At 60.8% G+C, this 21409-nt stretch carries 20 protein-coding genes; 9 read left to right on the top strand and 11 right to left on the bottom strand.

Annotated elements, in window-relative coordinates; all coding sequences use genetic code 11:
• Positions 1–18: 18 nt before the first annotated feature.
• On the bottom strand, positions 19–726 hold the full coding sequence (locus tag CRI93_RS10605) for a response regulator transcription factor (RefSeq protein WP_245850462.1): 708 nt from the start codon (positions 724–726) through the stop codon (positions 19–21).
• 248 nt (positions 727–974) lie between these two features.
• Here CRI93_RS10605 and CRI93_RS10600 point away from each other — a divergent pair, with 248 nt between their 5' ends.
• Positions 975–2282: an MATE family efflux transporter gene (locus tag CRI93_RS10600; protein ID WP_098062613.1), complete on the top strand. Its 1308-nt coding sequence runs from the start codon at positions 975–977 to the stop codon at positions 2280–2282.
• Between the two features lie 38 nt (positions 2283–2320).
• On the opposite strand, the gene htpX is transcribed toward CRI93_RS10600, so the two are convergent.
• From htpX to CRI93_RS10575, 5 genes are all read right to left on the bottom strand, one after another.
• Positions 2321–3160 (bottom strand): zinc metalloprotease HtpX, encoded by an 840-nt coding sequence (gene htpX, locus CRI93_RS10595; RefSeq protein ID WP_098062612.1) that lies wholly within the window; start codon positions 3158–3160, stop codon positions 2321–2323.
• A gap of 125 nt (positions 3161–3285) precedes the next feature.
• Complete coding sequence (locus tag CRI93_RS10590; protein WP_098062611.1) at positions 3286–3597, bottom strand: hypothetical protein; 312 nt, start codon at positions 3595–3597, stop codon at positions 3286–3288.
• A gap of 90 nt (positions 3598–3687) precedes the next feature.
• On the bottom strand, positions 3688–4824 hold the full coding sequence (locus CRI93_RS10585) for a LysM peptidoglycan-binding domain-containing protein (RefSeq protein WP_098062610.1): 1137 nt from the start codon (positions 4822–4824) through the stop codon (positions 3688–3690).
• A gap of 46 nt (positions 4825–4870) precedes the next feature.
• Positions 4871–5191 (bottom strand): tetratricopeptide repeat protein, encoded by a 321-nt coding sequence (locus tag CRI93_RS10580; RefSeq protein ID WP_098062609.1) that lies wholly within the window; start codon positions 5189–5191, stop codon positions 4871–4873.
• A gap of 128 nt (positions 5192–5319) precedes the next feature.
• Positions 5320–5838: a hypothetical protein gene (locus CRI93_RS10575; RefSeq protein WP_141491665.1), complete on the bottom strand. Its 519-nt coding sequence runs from the start codon at positions 5836–5838 to the stop codon at positions 5320–5322.
• Between the two features lie 219 nt (positions 5839–6057).
• Between CRI93_RS10575 and alr the strand changes: the two genes are divergently transcribed.
• From alr to CRI93_RS10555, 4 genes are all read left to right on the top strand, one after another.
• Entirely contained in the window at positions 6058–7221 is a 1164-nt protein-coding gene (gene alr, locus CRI93_RS10570; protein WP_098062607.1) for an alanine racemase, read from the top strand.
• A 248-nt stretch (positions 7222–7469) separates the two neighbouring features.
• Positions 7470–8183: a response regulator transcription factor gene (locus CRI93_RS10565; protein WP_098062606.1), complete on the top strand. Its 714-nt coding sequence runs from the start codon at positions 7470–7472 to the stop codon at positions 8181–8183.
• 155 nt (positions 8184–8338) lie between these two features.
• On the top strand, positions 8339–9796 hold the full coding sequence (locus CRI93_RS10560; RefSeq protein WP_245850460.1) for a sensor histidine kinase: 1458 nt from the start codon (positions 8339–8341) through the stop codon (positions 9794–9796).
• A 92-nt stretch (positions 9797–9888) separates the two neighbouring features.
• Positions 9889–10353 (top strand): hypothetical protein, encoded by a 465-nt coding sequence (locus CRI93_RS10555; RefSeq protein WP_098062604.1) that lies wholly within the window; start codon positions 9889–9891, stop codon positions 10351–10353.
• A 72-nt stretch (positions 10354–10425) separates the two neighbouring features.
• Here the strand turns inward: CRI93_RS10555 and CRI93_RS10550 are convergent, their stop codons facing one another.
• The 5 genes from CRI93_RS10550 to CRI93_RS10530 all read right to left on the bottom strand — a co-directional run bounded on the left by CRI93_RS10550 (position 10426) and on the right by CRI93_RS10530 (position 16944).
• Positions 10426–11472, bottom strand: a complete 1047-nt coding sequence (locus CRI93_RS10550) for an LLM class flavin-dependent oxidoreductase (protein ID WP_176521831.1) — start codon at positions 11470–11472, stop codon at positions 10426–10428.
• 125 nt (positions 11473–11597) lie between these two features.
• Entirely contained in the window at positions 11598–13484 is a 1887-nt protein-coding gene (gene cysN, locus CRI93_RS10545; protein WP_098062602.1) for a sulfate adenylyltransferase subunit CysN, read from the bottom strand.
• A 51-nt stretch (positions 13485–13535) separates the two neighbouring features.
• Entirely contained in the window at positions 13536–14447 is a 912-nt protein-coding gene (cysD, locus tag CRI93_RS10540) for a sulfate adenylyltransferase subunit CysD (protein WP_098062601.1), read from the bottom strand.
• A 76-nt stretch (positions 14448–14523) separates the two neighbouring features.
• Positions 14524–15480, bottom strand: a complete 957-nt coding sequence (locus CRI93_RS10535; RefSeq protein ID WP_098062600.1) for a UDP-glucuronic acid decarboxylase family protein — start codon at positions 15478–15480, stop codon at positions 14524–14526.
• Between the two features lie 72 nt (positions 15481–15552).
• Entirely contained in the window at positions 15553–16944 is a 1392-nt protein-coding gene (locus CRI93_RS10530) for a UDP-glucose dehydrogenase family protein (RefSeq protein WP_098062599.1), read from the bottom strand.
• A gap of 713 nt (positions 16945–17657) precedes the next feature.
• Between CRI93_RS10530 and CRI93_RS10525 the strand changes: the two genes are divergently transcribed.
• From CRI93_RS10525 to CRI93_RS10510, 4 genes are read left to right on the top strand one after another with little or no spacing between them, the layout of a single operon-like run.
• On the top strand, positions 17658–18827 hold the full coding sequence (locus CRI93_RS10525) for a DegT/DnrJ/EryC1/StrS family aminotransferase (RefSeq protein WP_098062598.1): 1170 nt from the start codon (positions 17658–17660) through the stop codon (positions 18825–18827).
• Positions 18824–19429, top strand: a complete 606-nt coding sequence (locus CRI93_RS10520) for a sugar transferase (protein WP_098062597.1) — start codon at positions 18824–18826, stop codon at positions 19427–19429. Before CRI93_RS10525 ends, CRI93_RS10520 begins: the two co-directional genes overlap by 4 nt.
• A gap of 11 nt (positions 19430–19440) precedes the next feature.
• Positions 19441–20079 (top strand): NeuD/PglB/VioB family sugar acetyltransferase, encoded by a 639-nt coding sequence (locus CRI93_RS10515; RefSeq protein WP_176521827.1) that lies wholly within the window; start codon positions 19441–19443, stop codon positions 20077–20079.
• A 29-nt stretch (positions 20080–20108) separates the two neighbouring features.
• Positions 20109–21296 (top strand): glycosyltransferase family 4 protein, encoded by a 1188-nt coding sequence (locus CRI93_RS10510; protein WP_098062595.1) that lies wholly within the window; start codon positions 20109–20111, stop codon positions 21294–21296.
• Positions 21297–21409 lie beyond the last annotated feature (113 nt).

Genomic DNA, 21409 nt, shown 5'->3' with positions numbered 1-21409 from the left:
AGCTATTTTAGTTGGGGGCTATTCTTTAAAACGATAACCGACACCCTTGACGGTTTCAATGAGGGCACTGCCAATCTTTTCGCGAATCTTGCGAATATGTACGTCTACCGTGCGGTCAACCACGTACACATCCGGCCCCCATACGTTATCCAAAATCTTTTGGCGCGAGAATACTTTGCCCGGATGCGAGGCCAAAAAGTAGAGCAGCTCGAACTCCTTGCGCGGCATGCGCATCTCTTTTTTCTCGCCTGACTCCTGGTCTTGATACACCAGGTAGCGGTCGCGATCTATGGTAAGCGAATGCACCACCAGCTGGTTCGGCGGCGTGTCGTAGCGCTGTGCGCTGCGCAGAAGGGCTCGCGCCTGACTGATAATTACTGATACCGACACCGGCTTACTGATGTAGATATCGGCTCCCACATCGAGCCCGGCCACCTGGTCGTCCTCTTCGGAGCGTGCCGTTAGCATCATGATGGGGGTGGTACGCAGATGGGCATCTTTGCGCACACGCTCGCACACGGCAATGCCATCCAGGCGAGGCATCATCACATCCAAAATAATCAGATCGGGATCGTGCTCCCGCGCCTGCTCCAGCGCCTCAACCCCATCGCGTGCAAGCACGGTCGCGAATCCCTCCTCCTGCAAGTTGTACTCCAGCAGGCTCAGCAAGTCTTCCTCATCGTCAACAACAAGGATGAGTGGATCCTCGGTAGCAGAGGCAGTCACAGGCAACCGGTGAGTTTTATGGATAGATGCACGGCATAGGCTGCATACCCCTAAGCGATAGCTCGGTTGTTATGCAACCTTTATCATCATGTGGGGCGGATGCGAAGGCACCAGTCCTGTCCACCGTTAGCGGACCGTCCGCGTGATGCAGACGTGGTGGGCGGCGGCCACACTACGTTGAACTTTACGCACGTCCCCCCGTGTGGATGCGCGTTCGCCATGTTTTGCCCGCTGGCACTACGTCCCCAATGCGCCTCTGGACCGATGACGACCGTGCTATCTTCCATCTGGCCATTCCGGCCCTTGCGGGGCTGGCCACCGACCCGCTTGTGTCGCTTGTAGATACGGCGTTCGTGGGCCAGCTTGGGCGCGTGCCGCTGGCGGCGCTGGGCGTCAACGCCTCGCTCTTTTCAATGGCCTTTGTCATCTTCAACTTCTTGGCCTACGGCACCACGCCACGGGTAGGACGCCACGTAGGTACCGGCGACCGCGATGCTGCCGGACGTGTGGTGGTACGCGCGGTGGTTCTGGCGCTCGTCACGGGGGCGGCGGCTCTCGCCGTGCTCCAGGCTGCTGCGGTGCCGCTCCTGCGCCTGATGGGCGCAACAGGCGAACTACTTGAACCCGCGCTTGCCTATCTGCGCATCCGTGCGTTCGCCGGTCCGGCTGTGCTACTTATTACGGCCGGACACGGTGCGTTTCGCGGATACCAGGACACGCGCACGCCCATGTACGTGACCATTGGACTCAACCTGGTCAATCTGGTGCTTGACCCCATCCTTATTTTTGGGCTGGGCTGGGGCCTGACCGGGGCGGCGGTGGCTACGGTTACGGCGCAGTGGATTGGGGCGCTTGCGTTTATGGTGCTGCTGTTTCGCACTTATCGCGCTGACTTTCACATCACCTGGTTTTGGCCTGCGCCGCGTGCGTTGCTTCCGCTGCTTCGCGTGGGGCGCGACCTCATCATGCGCACGGCGGCGCTTGTGGGTACCATGACGCTGGCTACGGCGGTAGCTGCTCGTGTGGGCGTAACCGCCGTGGCGGCGCATCAGGTGGCGGCGCAGCTCTGGCTCTTCATGGCGCTGGTGGTTGACGCCCTGGCGGTGGCGGCGCAGGCCCTCGTAGCCAAGCACCTGGGGGCAGAGGCTCCGGAGCGCGCCCGCACCGTGTCGAACCGCCTGCTGGGGTGGGGGCTGCTCCTTGGGTGCGGGCTCGGCATCGGGTTTGGGCTGCTGCGCCCCGTCTTGCCGGGCTTCTTTACCGACGATGCTGCGACCATCCAGGCCATTCTCACGGTGTTTCCGGTGGTGGCGCTTCTGCAGCCGCTCAACGGATTTGTGTTCGTGGGCGATGGCATCTACATGGGCGCTGAGCGCTTTCCGTATCTCGCCAAGGCTATGCTCCTTTCGGCAGGAGGTGCAGCAGGGGTCTTACTCCTCGTACAGCCCATGGGATGGGGCCTGAGTGGCGTATGGGCCGGCATTACCGTGCTCATGGTGTTGCGCACCCTCACACTGGCGGTGCCCTACCTGCGCGGACGCATGCTGCATGCGTGATGCGCAGTTGTGCGACGCACAACCGCATGCTCGGTCGCCTACACACCGGTGCGCGCCAACTCATTCAAACGTGCTACGCGGTCTTCGGTGGAGGGATGCGTAGAAAAGAGACTTTTGAGCCCACGCATCCCGCCCGAAAACGGGTTCACGATGAACAGATGCGAGGTTGCTTCGCTGCCGCCCCGCATGGGCTGTCGCTGTGCTGTCAACTCCAGCCGCTGCAGCGCTCGCGCCAGTCCCATCGGGTTCTGAGCGATGTGGGCCCCGTCGCGGTCGGCCACGTACTCGCGCGAGCGCGAAATGGCCATCTGGATGAGCATAGCCGCCACCGGCGCCAGAATCATCATCAGGAGCGCCCCAACGAAGCCGCCGCGTTCGCGTCCGCCGCCAAAGAAAAAGCCAAAGCGGGCGAGCAGCGTAATCGCAGCGGCCATAGTGGCTGCAATCGACGAGATGAGGATGTCTCGGTTCTTGATGTGCGCCAGTTCGTGCGCAATCACGCCCTCCAACTCCTCGCGGTTCAGCGTGCGCATGATGCCCCGCGTTACAGCTACCACGCCGTTGTCTGGATTGCGTCCTGTAGCAAACGCATTGGGCTGATCCTGTGGGATGATGCACACGCGTGGCATTGGCAGATCAGCGCGGCGGCGCAGCCGGTCGACCATGTCGTACAACGCAGGCGCATCGGCCCGACTGATCTCCTGTGCGCCGTGCATCTTCAGGACAATCGCGTCGCTGAACCAGTAGCTGAAGACGTTCATGCCCAGTGCAATGACCAAGGCAACGGTCATGCCGCCTGTGCCGCCCAGTGCGTGTCCCACCAGGGCAAACAGGACCATCATAAAGGCCATCAGGCCTGCAGTGCGAAGTGTACTCATACGACCTCTTCCGTTTACTTCATACAACCCATGTTGTACGGCAAGAGCGTCAAACGCTGTGCCCAGATCTGCTCGTATGTCGAAATGTCAGCGCACTGTCGCGTCGCGATAGTGGGCGACTTGTGCTATGACGATGCGGCATCTTGGGCGGAGGATGCAGAGGCTTCGGCGTTGGGTGCACGAACATCTGTTTCTTCGGATGCCTCTGCTTTAGGTGCAGGCGGCGGATCGAACACGCCGGCTTGGCGTCGCCATTCGTAGCTGTACACAATGCCTGCGCCGGTAAGAGCTGCTATCAGGGCGCTGACAAGCGCCGGAAGTGTGATGGTACCTTGCAGCATTGCCGATACGCCCTGAATCCCCCCAAAGGCCAGTACGAAAAACAGCCCAGCTTGCACCCAGGCAGGCCATTCGAATGAAGCATTAGCGTTGGACATCAGGGCGCGGCGGAGCGTTGAGAAAACAACGGGCACATTTGCCTATGCCGAGCGGGCGCATCTGTTCGCAGGGCGTGATGGAACCCCAAGCTATTCGGGAGCGCGCCACACCACGCGCAATGCCACAGACGCTGTGCCCTGTAGCTCCAGTGCCTCGGCAGCAGCGGTCGACACTTCAGGCCCGTTTACGCTCCGGTCAACAATACGCACGAACACGTGGCGGGCCTCCTCGGGAGCGGCACCGACCGGGTGCGATACCAGCACTACGGAGTGGTAGGGCAGGGTTGGATGACTGCCCACCAGGGTTTCGGGGGCATAGCTTACGCCGCTGGCTGTGAGTCGTCCGGCAAATGCCGATGGAAATGCTGCCACCTGAGCCGTATCAGGCGGCGCCCAGGCGCCTGTCAGCATAGACTGCTGGCTGGGGATGCGAAGCGTTTGCCCAATGCTCAGGTTCGTCGCGTCAAGGTCGTTGGCGGCCTGAAGCGCACGTACGCTCACGCCGTACTGGCCTGCGAGGCTGTAGAGCGTCTCGCCCGAGGCCACCGTGTGCTGCTCCGCCTGAACGGACTCTGTGGGTACGTAGACCTGATCGGGCACCTGGGCTGGCATGTCGTTGCGGCGCCAGAGCGAATCGGCGGTGATACCGGTCTGCAGTGCCAGGTCAATCCATGTCGCCCCTTCTGGACGCTCGACCAACTGCCACGATACCTGATCTTCAGCATCTTCATCACGCGCCGACGAGGAGCGCGATTCAGCCTGGTCATCAGGAGCAGATTCAGGGGCATCGGCAGATGACGAATCGGGGGCAGACGCATCCGATGTGCTTTGCGAGGCCGAAGAGGGTGCAGCGGGGTCTGCTGTTGTATCGGTGGAAGGCTCAACCGGCTCAACCGGGGGCAGGCTGTCGGCCAGTGGCTCCGTGTTGAGAGGCGCACGGCGTTGAGAGGCGTGCTCCTCTGATGCTCTGTCTTGCGGCGAAGATCCTCGCTGAAGCGGACGCACGCGCAGCGTGTCGCCAATAGCCAGCGCGGTGCCGTCAAGCTCGTTCCAGGCTTGCAGCGCCCGCACGGAGGCCCCTACGCGCTGTGCAATGCTGTAGAGCGTGTCGCCTGACTTCACGACGTAGGTGGTATCGGTTTGGGCGTGAGCGACTGACGGGGCGCCCAGAAGCAGCCCAACAAGTAGAAGTCCCCACCCGCACATCCGGTAGCATGTGTCGTTCATAAACTATCTGGGTCGTTAGACAGCAGACACCTGTGTATCCCTCTTACTAAAACCCGACGCCTTTCGCCTGCATCAGCGCATCCTGGAGCTCCGACAGGTTCTTGCGATCGCGCTGCGTGCGGGCCACCTCAATGCCCTGCTCGTACGTTTCGATAGCCTGCTCTACCGCGCCGCGACGCTCGTAGAGTTTGCCCAAATGATAATACGTGCCCACATAGTCAGGCTGCTCGGCCACCAGCGTCTCAAAGTATTCCTGGGCGGTGTTCAGGTCCCCTTGTTTCAGGTGCTCCTGGGCCAGCGCAAACTGCGTAAACGCGTCATCGGGATCGTCGTCCAGAAACGATTCGAGTTGGGCAATCCGGTCCATAACCAGCGAAGGCGTTGTGGGAAGAGCAAGACACTGGCCCGTACGCCCGCCCCAAGCGGATGTGCCGCGTGATGCACCGGCGACGGACAACGCTATTGCACCCTGTACAGGAAGACTGTGACCTGAAATCAGACCGCGGTGCCTTCGGGACTTCCGTGTGTAATAACGAGATGAGGGCTGCATTGGCGCAATGCATCAACGTGCACAGCATTGTCAACGCCAAGTACAACGGGATACAGATAGGATTCTACACGCTGAAAGAAATACTCGGCGGTAGACGGCATCGCGTCTTCATCGGTAGTTGCGGGCTCATCGACGTGATGCCACGTGAGCAGGGTGTCAAGACCATCTACAAAGAGGAGCGCTCGCTCTTCAGATCCGCTATCGAACACCTTGCGCAGACTGTTCTGCGTATGCTTGCGGCGCTCCCCAACCAACGAAGCCGCACGGAACTGCAGGGCGTTCTGATCGGCCAGGTCGATGATCGTTCCAAACGTCTGCTGGCGCTCGGCACGCGTGCCCCCGGCCAGCACGATGCAAGGCCCCTCGCTCTGCAGCGCCTCGTGGCAATGGCGGCGCATGTGCGCGCTGGTGTGGGCAACCTGCAAAATTGGGGCAACGTCAGACTCGGACGAAGAGGCAGCCATGGGCATTCGATGACAGTATTTTTCGTTTAGAAACTGTGAACATAAGATAGCACTTTAATCCTCAGATGTTCCGCTGCGCACAGCCTGTATGCTGTTCTCATCCCATGGCGATGCGCACCTGTTTCCAGTTCTTCGGAATGCTATCTGCGCTGGGGAACCTGCTCCAAAGCAGTATGCTATGCATCTCCCACCTGTACCTGTTACCTTGTATGCTCCCTCATGCCCAACGCTGCGGTGCACGCTACCATACGCACCGATCGCCTCCGTCATAACGTGCACGTGCTTCGTACCCGCGCCCGCCCGTCAGCACTCATGGCTGTACTCAAAGCCGACGCGTATGGGCATGGGGTTCGCACCGTAGCTCCTCTGCTTCAGGAGGCCGGAGTTCAGGCATTTGCAGTCGCTCGTCTTCACGAGGCCATTACGCTGCGGCAACTGGGCATTGAGGGGCTTATCCTGGTGCTGGCTCCTCCCACATCCGACGAACTCTCTGCCTACACGGCTCATCGCTTGCACGCTTCTGTAACGAGCGTGCCGGTTGCGCGCATGCTTGCAACAGCAACGCTCGACGCCCCCCTGCCGGCCCACCTGAATGTGGATACGGGCATGCATCGCCTTGGGTTGAACTATACCGACGTATCCACATGGTGGACGCGCTTGCACCAGGCCTCGTCTGTGGAGGCAACAGGCATCTACACCCACCTGGCGACGGCCGACACCCCCGACCACCCGCTCAATGCCACGCAGTTAGAACGGTTTGCCGATGTCCTTCGCACGCTGCATCCGGCTCCTGCAGCTGTGCACGTCGCCAACACCGATGCCCTCTCACATTTGTCTACCCGGCTCCCCCCTGATGCCCACTACGTACGGGCAGGACTCGGGCTGTACGGACTCACCTCGATCCCTGCCCCGACCGGTATCGCTGACTCAGGCCATGCGCTCCGCCCCGTGCTGTCGCTGAGTGCACGGGTGATTCATACCCACACAGTGCCCGAGGGCGAAACCGTGTCGTACGGGGCCCAGTGGACAGCTCCACGCGCTACACAGGTAGCCACGCTGAGCATCGGATACGGCGATGGCTACCCTCGTGCCGCCTCGGGCCATGCCCATGTGCGCCTCCATGGCACCTTGCGCCCCATGGTGGGCCGCGTGTGCATGGATCTGTGCATGGTCGACCTCGGTTCCCCTACCAGTGCCCTTGCTCAGCGCACGTCAGTCGGCGACCGTGCCGTGCTGTTCGACGCAGCAGGTCCTACCCTGCACGATGTGGCGCGGTGGAGTGATACCATCCCTTACGAAATCGCGTGCCAGCTTGCCCCCCGCGTTCCACGCCATTACTGCGACGCTCCGGCGACGTCTGTTGCGGATAATGGAACAATATAGAGAGACTATCATCGTTAATTCCACTGCATTCATACCAATTAATCAGTCTGCAGCTGCACGCCCTTTGCACAAGCCCTGATTTTCCCGCCGTGTCGCGGATGCCGCGACGCCTCCCGGGGCTTTTGCGCTTTGCAGGGCGCGCCTCCATGCACGGAGCGCTGTGCTGAGACCGGGACCCGCTTTTGTATCACGGTCCTGCTTTGTAGCCTGTACTGCCGTTGTTCTCCTTTTAATTTTTACGGATACCCATGCCCATTACTGCAAACCCCAGCGAGATCGATATTCTGGTTGTTGATGACGAGCGCAACGTCGTTGAGCTCGTAAGCGACTTCCTGCGTGCCGAAGGATACAACGTGCACCAAGCCTACGACGGGGAGGAAGCCCTGGAAAAGGTCAACTCCGATACCAACCTGGTCATTCTCGATGTGATGATGCCGGGCATGGATGGCTTTGAGGTGTGCGAAAAACTGCGCTCCCGCGTCGAAACAGAGATGATTCCGATCATCTTTCTCAGCGCCAAGTCGGAAGTGGAAGACCAGATCGAGGGTCTCACGATTGGTGCCGACGACTACCTCACGAAAGAGTCGGGCTGGAAAGAGCTGCTCGTGGCCCACGTGAAGGCTGTGCTGCGCCGCTCGGGCGTCGAGGAAAGCAGCGTGGTGGAAGAGGGCGACCTTACCATCTACGAGGATGAGTACAAGGCGCATCTACGTGGCGAAGACCTCGAGCTTACGCTGACCGAATTCGAACTGCTACGCTACCTGGTGCGCCATCCGAAGAAGGCCTTCACTCGCCAGCAGCTGCTCGAAACCATCTGGAAAGACCACATGATGGTCACCGAGCGCACCGTAGACGCACACATCAAGAATCTGCGCGAGAAGCTCGGCGACTTTGCCGAGCACATTCAGACCGTGCGCGGCGTGGGCTACCGTTTCATCAAAGAAGTGTCCGCCGAAGCGTAATGCTGCGCCCGCCGGGCTACGCTATGCGCGTTACAGCCTTAACGAAAACGGAAAGGGCCTGGATGTACCTTGTGTACGCCAGGCCCTTCCCTTTTGCCTTTGTCGACGAGATGGTCTCAGCCGCCTCTCATTCTGCTCATTAATTGCATCGATTTGTGTCCAATTCTCTTTGGAGCCGCCTGGTCCCCGAGCGTAAGGAAACCCAGTTCTGGATGGTCTCTACCTTCACGCTCTTCGTGGGCGCGGCGGTGGTGTTGGTTGCGCTGTATGTCTTCTTTATCTTCAAGAGCGATGTCGAGAACGCGCTGGAGCGCACGCTGAACAACCAGGCCGAGCGGGTGGCCCTCCAGATGGGTGAGCTCTCTACCGCTTCTGAACGCGGCGACGCATTGCGCCATCTGCAGAGCATGACCGAGTGGTCGGTCACGGTGGCCACACCCGATACCGTACTCGGCAGCATGCCATTCGACCCAGACCCTGCTCCTACCGACAGCACTCGCTTTTTCAATGTCGAAGCGCTCAATACCCTTTCCGCTTCAACCATCCGCTACCAAAACCGGCTGAATCTGAACGAGCCCCGGGTCTTCTACGCCACGCTGTATCGCCCCGAGTCCAACATGGTTGTACAGGTGGGCCAGCCCTCGTCGCCGCTGTACAGCCTGCTGGAGCGGAGCCAGATTGTCATTCTTGCCGGGATGGTGCTGGCACTGATCCTGACAGTGCTTGGAAGCTGGGTTGCTGCCTCCAAAATTACAACGCCCCTCAAGCGCATCCGCAACACCGCGCAGCGCGTGAGCCGAGGGCAGCTTACCGGACGCATCCGCATTGACAGCCGGGCAGCGGAGTTTCAGGATCTGGCCGAGAGCCTCAATCGCGCCTCCGACAGCTTTCGCGATAAGATCAACGAGCTGGAGCGGATGGCGCAGCTGCAGAGCGAGTTCATCGGGAACGTATCGCACGAGGTGCGCAACCCGATTTTCTCCATTAGCGGCTACCTGGAGGCGCTTGGCACCTCGCGGCTTTCGGAGGAGCAGCGCACCCGGTATGCCGAGAAGGGGCTCAACAACCTGCAGCGCCTGCAGAACCTCTTCAACGACCTGATCGAGATTGCGCGCCTGGAATACCGCGAGGATCTAATCGACCGGCGCGTCTTTAACCTGAAGGATCTGGTGGATGAGGTCGTCGAGATGCTGCGCCCCAAAGCCGACAAGAAGGGGCTCAACCTGGAGGTCGACATCCCCAGCTTTGAGGTGAATGCCGACCGCTCACGCATCCGGCAGGTGCTCGTAAACCTGATCGAGAACGCCATCGCATACACCGACGAGGGCACCGTACGCTGCCGCGTGACGCGCCGCAAGGATAAGGTGCGCATCGACGTGGTGGATACCGGCAAGGGCATCCCCGAAGAACACCTGGAGCGCATCTTTGAGCGCTTCTACCGCGTCGATCCGCATCGCTCACGCGAGAGCGGCGGCACAGGACTCGGCCTTAGCATCGTAAACCAGATCTTGCAGGCGCACGGCGAGTCCGTCAGCGTGGAGAGCACCGAAGGGCGCGGCACCCGCTTTCAGTTTGAACTCCCGCACGCCACATCCGAGAATGGGCAGGCGTAGACGCGGCCGTGCGACATGCAACATTGCAACGCATGGGGACGTGCATACTGTGTGTAGAACCTGCAAAGTGTAGAACAGTCCCAACTAATCTCATGATACGGTCTACCCGCTCTCTAATCGCTTTTGCGCTGCTCATCACGATTGCTACCGGATGCGACTTTCTGGGGGGTAATTCGTCCGACAAAGATCCCGTTGATGCGTATATTGGATTTATTGGTGAAGGCATCACGCCTACGGCTCCACTCGTGGCCCCCGACACCGCACAGGCGGGGCAGGCGTTTGACGTCACAGTGACCACCTTCGGCTTCAGCTCCTGCGTGCAGGCAGTACGCGAGGAGGTCGAGCGCGCACCAATGCGTACCACCATCACGCCATACGATGGAGGCAATGGGCACCAGACGGCATGCACCTGGGTCATTGCTGAAATGCCACGCACCATTTCGGTGACCTTTCGGGAGCCGGGCATGGGCACCATTGCTGTGAATGGGCGCGATCGGTTGTGGACCAACAATCTCGATAAACTCGTCACGCTCACGCATACGGTCATCGTGGAGTGATCAGCCAAAAAGAAGTAGGGACACGGCGCGCCGTGTCCCTACAGAACGTCCAACCTGATCGGCAGACCGTGGTCACGCCGCTGCTACGTTCTTCAGACGCGGGATAACCTCTTGGCCGATGCGCTCTACCTCTTCGAGCATTGGGCTGCACTGCACGATCACCAGGTCGAGGCCTACATCGGCGTAGGCATTCAGGCGCTCTACGATCTGATCGGGCGTGCCAACCAGGTTCGGGCGCAGGCCGCGGTTGGAGACCGAGTAGTCCTTCAGGTCGACCTCGGAATCGAGCTCCGAGTTTGCCACAAAGTCGTCGTAGCTGTCGAACCCTTCCGCTTCGTAATCGACGGTGGTGATGCGCTCCAACTCGGCCTGCGCCTCAGCTTCCGTCTCCCGGCAGATCATGTATGCGGCCATGCCAAACTGCATAGCATCTGGGTTGTGGCCCGCCTGGGCGCGGCGCTCGCGCAGGTCCTCGATGTCGCCCGCAATCTTATCGACCGAGCCGCCGTGCATCAGGTAGTGGTCGCACTGCTCGGCGATGAAGGTGCGCCCGGCCTCAGAACCGCCGCCCGCGTACAGCGGAATGCCACCGTCTTGCACCGGCTTCGGCGCAAGGACCGTGTTCTCAACGGTGTAGAACTCGCCGTCGTGCGAAAAGCGATCTTCGGTCCACACCCCGCGCATGATGTCCACAAACTCGCGCGAGCGTTCGTAGCGGGAGTCGTGCTCGATCCACTCGCCCGCGTACATCTTCATCTCCTCCTCCCACCAGCCCGAGACGAGGTTAATCTCGAAGCGGCCGTTCGACATATGGTCAATGTTGGCCGCCATCTTTGCGGCTACGGCAGGCGAACGAAACCCCGGACGCAGCGCTGCCATCAGCCGAATGTTTTCGGTGACGGGGGCGAGTCCCGCAGTGGTCGTCCAACACTCCAGGCTCGGCGCCTCGATACCTTTGATGTCGTTCAGGTTCAGTTCGGCAATCAGAATCGTCGAAAAGCCGTGCTGGTCGGCGGCTTGCGCCACCTGCTTGTTGTAGTCGAACGTAGGCGGCATGCCTTCGTCCTCTACGTTGCGGAGCCATCCACCAAAAATGGGCAGCCAAATGCCAAGATCAATCATGAGCAGTCAGGGGGATTCGGACAGTTCGTATCAGTAAAAAAGGAGCGTCTCAAAAAAAAGAGCGCACCAGCCAGGCAGGCCCATGCGCTCTTTGCGTTACGCTGCTACGTGGAAACTAAGTCTTACTCAGCTTCGGGAATCAGGCCGCGTGCTTCGAGCGCATCAACGATCTGATCCACGCAGGTTTCTACGTCATGTTCGTCGGTGCGCACGACAATTTCAGGATCTTCCGGTTCTTCGTACGGAGCAGAGACGCCGGTGAAGTTCGAGATTTCGCCCTTCTCGGCTTTCTCGTACAGCCCCTTCGGATCGCGCTCTTTGCAGACCTCCAGCGCACAATCGACGTGCACTTCGAGGAAGCGCCCCTCGGGCAGCAGTTCGCGGACGCGGGTGCGGTCTTCGCGGTAGGGCGAAACGAACGTGCAGAGGGTGAATGTGCCCTGCTCGAAGAAGAGGCGCGAGACTTCGCCCACGCGCCGCACGTTTTCCTCGCGGTCGTTGGCCGAGAAGCCCAGATCGCCCGAAAGGCCATGGCGCACGTTGTCGCCGTCGAGGTGCATCGTCTGGATGCCGCGGTCGAAGAGGCGTTCTTCCAGCGCCTTCGCCACGGTCGATTTGCCGGCCCCCGAAAGGCCCGTGAACCACATTACAGCGGCTTTGTGGCCATTCTTGGCTTCGCGCTCTTCGCGCGGAATGGCCAGTCCTTCCCACACGACGTTCGGACTCGTTTGCTGCTCCTTGCGCGTGGTGCTTTCTTCGCCTACGGCGGCGACGTCTTGCCCCACGCCGCGAATCATGCCGCCCGCTACAGTCGCATTGGTGTCCGGATCGACGAGGATGAAACGGCCTGTATGCCGGTTTACGCGATAGCTATCAATGAAGAGCGGATCGGCGGTCTCCAGCTCCACGCGGCCAATTTCATTGAGCGTGAGCGTGTCGGCCTCTTCGCGGTGCAGCGTCTTCACGTTGATGCGATAGACCAGGTTCGACACGTATGCCTGCGTCTCCCGCGTGCCATGCTGCACAATGTACGGACGATCGGTCCGCAGCTTCTCTTCGTCCATCCAGCAGAGATCTGCATCCACCTGCCGCGTGACTTCGGGGCGGTTGCGGCTGCGTACGATCATGGAGCCGCGGCTCACGTCGATCTCGTCGGTCAGCGAAATCACGACCGACTCGCCGGGGCTGGCCTGGTCTTGTTCGCCGTCGAGCGTGACGATGCTTTCGACCTCGGTGGTCAGGTTCGAAGGTAGCACGACGACCTCCTCGCCCGGACGCACGCTGCCGGAGGCCACTTGCCCGGCGAATCCGCGAAAGTCCTGGTGCGGACGAATCACGTTCTGCACGGGGAAGCGGAAATCGACCTGATTGCGGTCGGTCTGCGTCTTCACCGTCTCCAGGCGATGCAGCAGCGTAGCACCCTGATACCACGGCGTCTTCTCGCTTTCGGTGACCACGTTGTCGCCCTTCAGCGCCGAGATCGGGATGAAGGTGATGTCGTTCACATCGAGCTTGTCGGCAAAGTCGCGGAACTCGTCCACGATCTCGCGGAAGCGGTCCTCGTCGTAGTCGACCAGGTCCATCTTGTTGACCGCCACAATCATGTGCGGAATCTGCAGCAGCGACGCGATGAACGCGTGGCGATGCGACTGTTCGAGCACGCCTTTGCGCGCATCCAGCAGCACAATGGCAAGCTCGGCGGTGGAGGCGCCGGTCACCATGTTGCGGGTGTACTGCTCGTGGCCCGGCGTGTCGGCGATGATGAACTTGCGCTTCGGCGTGGCAAAGTAGCGATAGGCCACATCGATCGTGATGCCCTGTTCGCGCTCAGCGCGCAGCCCGTCGGTCAGGAGCGCCAGCTCCAGGTCTTCGTCGTCGCGCTGCGTGTTGCGCTGAATCTCGGACATCTTCTCTTCGAAGATGGCCTGCGTGTCGTAGAAGAGCCGCCCAATGAGCGTGCTCTTGCCATCATCGACACTGCCTGCAGTCGTAAATCGGAGTAAGTCCATAAAGTGTAATCTGTGTACGGTTTAGAGATATGGAGGGGAGCCAGCAATGCGCTAAAAGTATCCTTTGCGCTTGCGATCTTCCATGGCCGCTTCCGAGCGCTGATCGTCGGTGCGTCCACCGCGTTCGGAGTGGGTGGCCGTGGCGACCTCTTCGATGACCTCGGGAATGGTCGTGGCCGTCGATTCGATGGCGCCGGTGCACGTCATGTCGCCAATGGTGCGGAAGCGGACCATCTTCTCGGCGTAGTGCTCACCATCGCGCAGCGAGATGTAGTCGGATTTGGCGAGGAGCGAGCCATCGCGTTCGACCACGTCGCGCTTGTGCGCCAGGTAGAGGCTTGGAATCTCCAACCCTTCGCGCTCGATATACTGCCACACATCGAGCTCCGTCCAGTTGCTCAGCGGAAAGACCCGGAAGTGCTCGCCCGGGTTGCGGCGGCCGTTGTACTGATTCCACAGTTCAGGGCGCTGCTTCTTCGGATCCCACTGCCCGAAGCGGTCGCGGTGTGAGAAGAAGCGCTCCTTGGCACGGGCTTTTTCCTCGTCGCGGCGCGCGCCCCCGAGGGCGGCATCTACGTCGAGTTCGTCGAGCGCGTCGAGCAGCGTCACGATCTGCAGCTTGTTGCGACTGGCGTTGGGCCCCTGCTCCTCTTTGACGCGCCCTTTGTCGATGGATTCCTGCACGGTACGCACAATCAGATTGGCTCCGATGCGCTCCATGAGGTCATCGCGAAAGCGCAGGGTTTCGGGGAAGTTATGCCCCGTATCCACATGCAGCAGCGGAAACGGGATAGGCTCTGGATAGAACGCCTTGCGCGCCAGGTGCGTCATGGTAAGCGAGTCTTTGCCTCCCGAGAACATAAGCACGGGGCGCTCAAACTGCGCTGCGGTTTCACGAATGACGTGGATACCCTCAGACTCCAGGGTATCCAGATGGCGGGCGGTTTCAGATGATACACTCATATGCAATGGGTGCGTTATAAAAAACGCGGTCGAGTTGTGTAGATGATGTCGGTCAGAACGGGGACGAGCGTAGGAGTTACGCGGTGGTTGATGCTTCAACGGCGTCCTGAAAGTAGTCGAGCGTCTTGCGCAAGCCGTCGCGACGCTCCACCTGCGGAGCCCAGTCGAGCGTGCGCTGCGCCTTTGAGATATCGGGCTCGCGCACCTGCGGGTCGTCTTGCGGCAGCGGCTCGTACGTGATGGTGCTCCCTGAGTCCGTCAGTTCGATGATCTCCTCAGCAAACGCCTTGATGGTAATCTCCTCCGTGTTGCCAATGTTCACCGGCTCGTTTTCGTCGCTCAGCAACAAGCGGTAGATGCCCTCCACAAGGTCATCTACATAGCAAAAGGAGCGCGTCTGGCTCCCATCGCCGTACACGGTGAGCGGCTCGCCCCGAAGGGCCTGCCCCATAAACGTGGGCAGCGCGCGTCCGTCGTCGAGCCGCATGTGCGGACCGTACGTGTTGAAGATGCGCACGATGCGCGTTTCCACGCCGTGGTAGCGCTGATACGCCATGGTGATGGCTTCGGCAAAGCGCTTGGCTTCGTCGTACACCCCGCGCGAGCCAATGGGATTCACGTTGCCCCAGTAGTCTTCGGGTTGCGGATGCACAAGCGGGTCGCCGTACACTTCACTGGTGGAGGCGAGGAGCAATCGGGCCCCCTTCGCCTTAGCCAGCCCCAGCGCCTTGTGCGTACCCAGCGCGCCCACCTTGAGCGTCTGAATTGGCAGGCGCAGGTAGTCGGCGGGCGAGGCCGGGCTGGCAAAGTGGAGCACATAGTCGAGCTCGCCGCCCACGTGAATGTAGTCCGTCACATCGTGGTGGATGAACTTGAACTGCTCATCCGGGCGCTCAAACAGATGCGCAATGTTGTCGGTGTTGCCAGTAACGAGGTTATCCATACAGAGGACTTCGTGGCCCTCGGCAATGAACCGGTCGCACAGGTGCGACCCCAGGAACCCGGCACCGCCGGTGATGAGTGTGCGTGGCATGAGGCTGTGGGCGATAGCAAGAAACCAGGGCGGATGCGCAGGTCCGCCCCATAATAATCAGGAGCCGGGCGGCTACGCAGGCTGCCCGTTTTCAGAGAGGGCGGTCTCGATGGCCGCTTCGTCGTTTTCCGGCGGCAGCGACGGACGCCCAATGCTGGAGTAGATGAAGCCCATCTCGGCCATGCGCTTCGGGTCGAACACGTTACGTCCGTCAAAGATGACCGGCTCGGCCAGTCGGTCGCGCACATCGGCCAAGTCGGGACGGCGGAAGGCGTTCCACTCGGTGCAGATGACGAGCACGTCGGCCCCATCGAGGGCGCTGTACATATCGTCGGCGTAGTCAATCGCATCGCCAAACACGCGGCGCGTGGTCTCGATGGCTTCCGGGTCGTAGCCCACGACCTCGGCGCCTGCGTCGAGCAGCGCGCGGATGATGATGTGCGAGGGCGCTTCGCGAATGTCGTCGGTGTTCGGCTTAAACGAAAGCCCCCAGATGGCGACCTTCTTGCCGCTTACATCGCCATCGAAGTAGTCAATGACGCGCTCAGCGAGCAGTTCGCGCTGCTGGTCGTTCACCTTGAGCACCGAATCCAGAATCTTGAAATTGTAATCGTTCTGGCGTCCGGTGCGATGCAGCGCCTGTACATCTTTCGGGAAGCAGCTGCCGCCGAATCCGATGCCCGCATACAAGAAGTGGCGTCCGATGCGGTGATCTTTGCTGATACCGAGGCGCACCTTGTCAACATTGGCCCCGACCTTCTCACACAGGTTGGCGATTTCGTTCATGAACGAGATGCGCGTGGCCAGAATGGAGTTGGCCGCGTACTTGATCATCTCAGCAGAACGCTCGTCGACCACGACGATGGGATTGCCCTGCCGCACAAACGGTTCGTAGAGGCGCGTCATCATGTTGGCGGCCTTCTCGCTGGAGGTACCAATAACCACGCGGTCGGGCTTCAGGAAGTCGTCTACAGCCACACCCTCGCGCAAGAACTCGGGGTTCGACACGACATCGAACTGCTCTCCGGCCTGCAGCCCCGCCTCTTCCATCACGTTCTGCACGCGGTCGGCGGTACCCACCGGCACGGTGCTCTTGTTGATGATGAGGCGATAGCGATCGTCGTCTTCGTTCGCGATGAGGTCCGCAATCTCGCCCGCGGCATTCAGCACATACGAGAGGTCGGCAGATCCGTCTTCGCCGGGAGGCGTGGGCAGAGCCAGGAAGATGAGTTCGGCATGGGCCACGCCTTCGGCCAGGTCGGTGGTAAAGGTAAGCCGTCCTTCCGAAGTGTTTCGGCTAAAGTAGTGCTCCAGGTCGGGCTCGTAGATCGGAAGCTGCCCGTTCTTGAGTTGATCGACCTTGTTCTCGTCAATGTCAACACATACGACGCGGTTGCCCATTTCGGCAAAACACGTTCCCGACACCAGACCTACATAGCCGGTGCCAATCATGGCAATGTTCATGGTTCAACAGTTGGTATCAATTCGGAAAAGGATGGCACGCGCATGCTGCACCGTCCAGGCGGACATACAGTACGCGATTTATGCGGCCCCTGCGTGGACTGTTGGCGCTGCGCACTTGGGTGCATTGGCCCTACTTGCTATAGCGGTTTGGCGCAACGCCACTGCCACAAAGCCACGCTCCGATGCAAACGGGGACATAATGATAGGGCATCGAAGCCAACATACAGCAGAGACACTTACAGATTCGATTTCTTCTTATACGTTTCTGGGTAGTGGATAGACCTTAAGTGATAGCCTTCTGATAAAAACGTTGACTGGAGCGAACGGTCCTCCGTTCGTCCGCGCCGGAGACGTCCGCGCCAGTCGGCGCTCCCAGTCTCCGGCTACTGTCATGTTTCCTACATCACTTAGCATTGAACCGCTACCCGTTTCTGTATTGCGGGAATGTAGTACGCCCCACATCTTCAGTAGCATTCTGACTCTAATCTGCACGATACAACGGGCAAGTGCAATGGCACAATGGTAGAACACGCGCAATAGCATGCGATAGATGGGGGCCAGCTGCGTATTTGTGCAATTTTCGCTTCGTGTTTCGCATCAGCGATCGCATCGCATCAGCATGGGCCAACGTCCCGGTAGCACTTGTGCAGCCACGTCATGTATATTGGATGCCGCACATTGTTCATCCCCTCGCACCAATTTCGGACTCCGGCATGTCCGCGCCTGCTCCCATTCCGCTCTCGCAGCCCAGCATCACCGCGCACGAGCGCGAGGCCGTGGCATCCGTCATGCAGTCTACACGCTTATCGATGGGGCCTGCGCTGGAGCGCTTCGAAGCCAAAATGGCGGAGCATTGCGGCGTAGATCATGCTGTGGGCGTAAGCAGCGGTACTGCTGCGTTGCATTGCATTGTACGGGCGCTCAACCTGCCCGAAAGCGGCACGGTCATCACCACGCCATATAGCTTTGTGGCCTCGGCAAACGTGCTGGTGTATGAGGGACTTACCCCGCAGTTTGTCGACATCGACCCCGCCACCTACAACATCGATCCGGCACGCATAGAAGCAGCCATCACGCCCGACACCTGCGCCATCCTCGCAGTCGACGTGTTCGGACGCCCGGCGCCGTGGCCCCGCCTACGCGAAATTGCTGATGCGCACAACCTGGCGTTAATCGCCGACTCGTGCGAGGCGCTGGGCGCATCCATTGGCGGCACGCCGATCGGGGCCTGGGGGGATGCCGCAGGCTTTGGCTTCTACCCGAATAAGCAGATTACCACCGGCGAGGGCGGCTGCATCACCACCAACGATGCCGCACTGGCCGAAACCTGCCGCTCGCTCCGCAATCAAGGGCGCGCTACGCGGGGACAGATGCGCCACGTGCGCCTGGGCTACAACTATCGCCTCAGCGAACTGAATGCCGCCCTGGGCGCGGCCCAACTCGACCGCCTCGATGATATCCTGAAGGCACGTGCCTGCGCATCCACCCGCTACCACGAAGCGCTGGCTCCTCTTTCCAACACGCTCCGACGTCCCTCTCAGACCCTGGCGAACGCCAAACGCAGCTGGTTCGTGTACGTCATCGAACTGCCCGCGCCGTGGACGCGCACGCATCGCGATGCGCTTTGTGATGCGCTTCAAGCCGACGGTATCGGCTGTGCGCCCTACTTCCCGGCCATCCACCTGCAGCCGCTCTACCGCGAGCGCTTCGGGTTTCGAGAAGGCGCGTTTCCGCACTGCGAATCGGTGGCGGCACGAACCCTGGCGCTTCCGTTCTTCGCAGAGATCACCGAAACGCAGATCCGTCGTGTGGTGGATGCGCTACGTACACACCTGCCGACATGCGCGCCTGAATCCAACACAATGCCGCTTTCCACCTCATGAGTTACGCCACCTGTAAGTCGATTGCCGAACGCCTCCTGGCTGCTGGGGCGCTGGTGGTGTTGAGTCCGCTACTGGCGCTCATTGCGGGGGCCATTGCCCTGATTGACGGGCGTCCGGTTGTCTTTACACAGCAGCGTGCAGGGAAGAACGGACAGCCCTTCCGCATCTACAAGTTTCGCACGCTCTGCCTTGGACCTAAAGATCCGGAGCGACCCGGCGCGCACTGCACCCGCACCGGCGGCTTCTTGCGACGCTGGGCGCTGGATGAGCTTCCGCAGCTGTGGAATATCGTGCGCGGCGACATGGGCGTCATCGGCCCGCGTCCTACACTACTCAACCAGGTTCGCCGCTATGGTGCGTTTGAGCGCACGCGCCTGCAGGTGAAGCCGGGGCTGACGGGCTGGGCCCAGATTCACGGGCGCAACGCCCTGTCGTGGCCCGAGCGTATCCGGCTGGACGTCTGGTATGTGAAGCACCAGTCGCCTTGGGTGGATGCGAAGATTCTGCTGCACACCCCACGGGTGCTGTGGCGCGGGACGGGGGTGTACGGCCCGACCGGTGCTAACGACGCGTTCGCGCAATCGCCTACTTCTTCCTCGTAACACCTTGTCCCGTGAACCCGCTTGTTATTATTGGTGCAGGCGATTTGGGGTGCGAGACGGTCGCGCTGGTAGAGCGCATCAATGCGGCATCCAGCGATCCAATGTGGACCCTCCGCGGCCTGCTTGATGACGATCCGGCCCGCCGCAACTCACATGTGCGCTCCGTTCCCGTTCTGGGGGGATGCGACTGGCTCGATGCATACCCGGAGGTGGCATACGTCATTGCAGTTGGACACAGTGACGTTCGGCAGCGTGTTGCTACGCAGATACCTCCCGGTTGTGCTCCAGCAGGCGTTCTCGTGGACCCGTCAGTGCATGTGCCGCGCACGGCCTCTGTCGCCGAAGGCACGATTTTGTACGCCGGAAGCGTGCTGATGGAGAACGTTACGCTACGAACGCACACCATCGTTGATGCGCAGTGCACGCTGGGTCACGATGCCGTGCTGGAACCGTTTGCAACGCTCCATCCAGGCGTGCGCATCTCGGGGCACGTGCATGTTGGAACGGCTGCCCGGCTTGGCGCCGGAAGCGTGGTGCTCCCGCAGTGCCGCGTAGGCGCTGGTGCTACTGTAGGAGCAGGCGCCGTGGTCACGAAAGATGTTCCGCCGGGCGCCACAGTTGTCGGCGTTCCGGCGCGCGTGGTTTCGTAGTCGTTTACTGGCTTTCCTCCGCCTCCCGCATGCACATTTTGGTGCTGTTGCAGTACTACCACACGCCCGACGGCCCCACTGCGGGCCGTCCATACGCGTTGGTGCAGGCGCTGGCGGGGCACCACGATGTGACCGTGATCACGACGCAGACTGGAAAAGAGCGCCGCATTACGCATCAGTTTGAGTGGGTGCCGAGCGGCGTGTCGCTGAAGACACTCCAGGTGCCCTACCGCAACGCGATGACGACGCGCGAGCGTCTGCAGGTCTATGCTCAATATGCTGTACGAGCTGGATGGAACGGACTTCGGCTATCGCCCCCCGATCTCATTGTGGCATCGTCAACGCCGCTTTCGGTGCCCATGGTAGCGGGGGTACTGGCCCGCTGGCACGGCGTGCCGTGGGTGTTCGAGGTGCGCGACCTGTGGCCTGACTTTCCCATCCAGATGGGGGCAGTGCCGTCATCCTGGGCGCAGCGCGCGCTCTATGCGCTGGAGCAACGCCTCTACCGCAGTGCCGCGCACATCGTCGCGCTCTCGCCCGACATGGCCCGCCATGTGCGCTGCCGTGCCGGACACGACCGGGTGTACCTCAATCCATACGGCACCGACCTATCGCTGCTGCGGCAGGCACCGCTTCAAGAAGCCAAAAAGCTTTGTCCGCTGGACGCTGGGCAGCACCTCGTCCTGTATGCGGGCTCGCTGGGTCGCGCCAACGCTATCCCCACGCTGCTCGATGCCGCCCGCCGCCTGCGCCACCGATCCGATATTGTGTGGGGATTCGTGGGGAGCGGCTACCACCAACCCACTGTTGAAGCCGCCGCAGCCCGTCTCCCCAACGTGCGCATGCTGCCGCCACAGCCGTATCCGCATACGCTGGCGCTCTTCAAGCATGCATCGCTCTCCATTACCTCATTCATCGACCGCCCCGTGCTACGCGCGAATGCCCCGTCGAAGCTGATGGACAGCCTGGCTGCCGGAACGCCCGTGGTTGTTACGAATCCGGGATGGACGAAACGGCTCGTTGAGTCGGGGGGATGCGGATGGTACGTGCCCCCCGAAAATTCAGAGGCGCTGGCTTCATGTGTAGCCGCTGCGATCGATGCCCCCCCTGAACGCCAGGCATCGTGGCAACGCAACGCTCGACGCCTTGCTCACACCCGCTTTGACCGCGCCCTGCACATGACCCGTTACCGGACGCTTCTTGAAAGTCTTGTTTGATTGAGCCCTGAATCGATACCATGAATATGTCGGACATGGATTCAGGATGAAAGGCATCGTGCTATGTTGTATGTTGCTGGTGTCGCCCCCACCGGCAACGATTCGTTTGCCCA

The sequence above is a fragment of the Longimonas halophila genome (assembly GCF_002554705.1).
In the GTDB taxonomy this organism is placed as follows: Bacteria; Bacteroidota; Rhodothermia; order Rhodothermales; family Salinibacteraceae; genus Longimonas; species Longimonas halophila.
The sequence above is the reverse complement of the archived record's forward strand: the minus strand, read 5'-3'. Positions and strand labels throughout refer to the sequence as shown.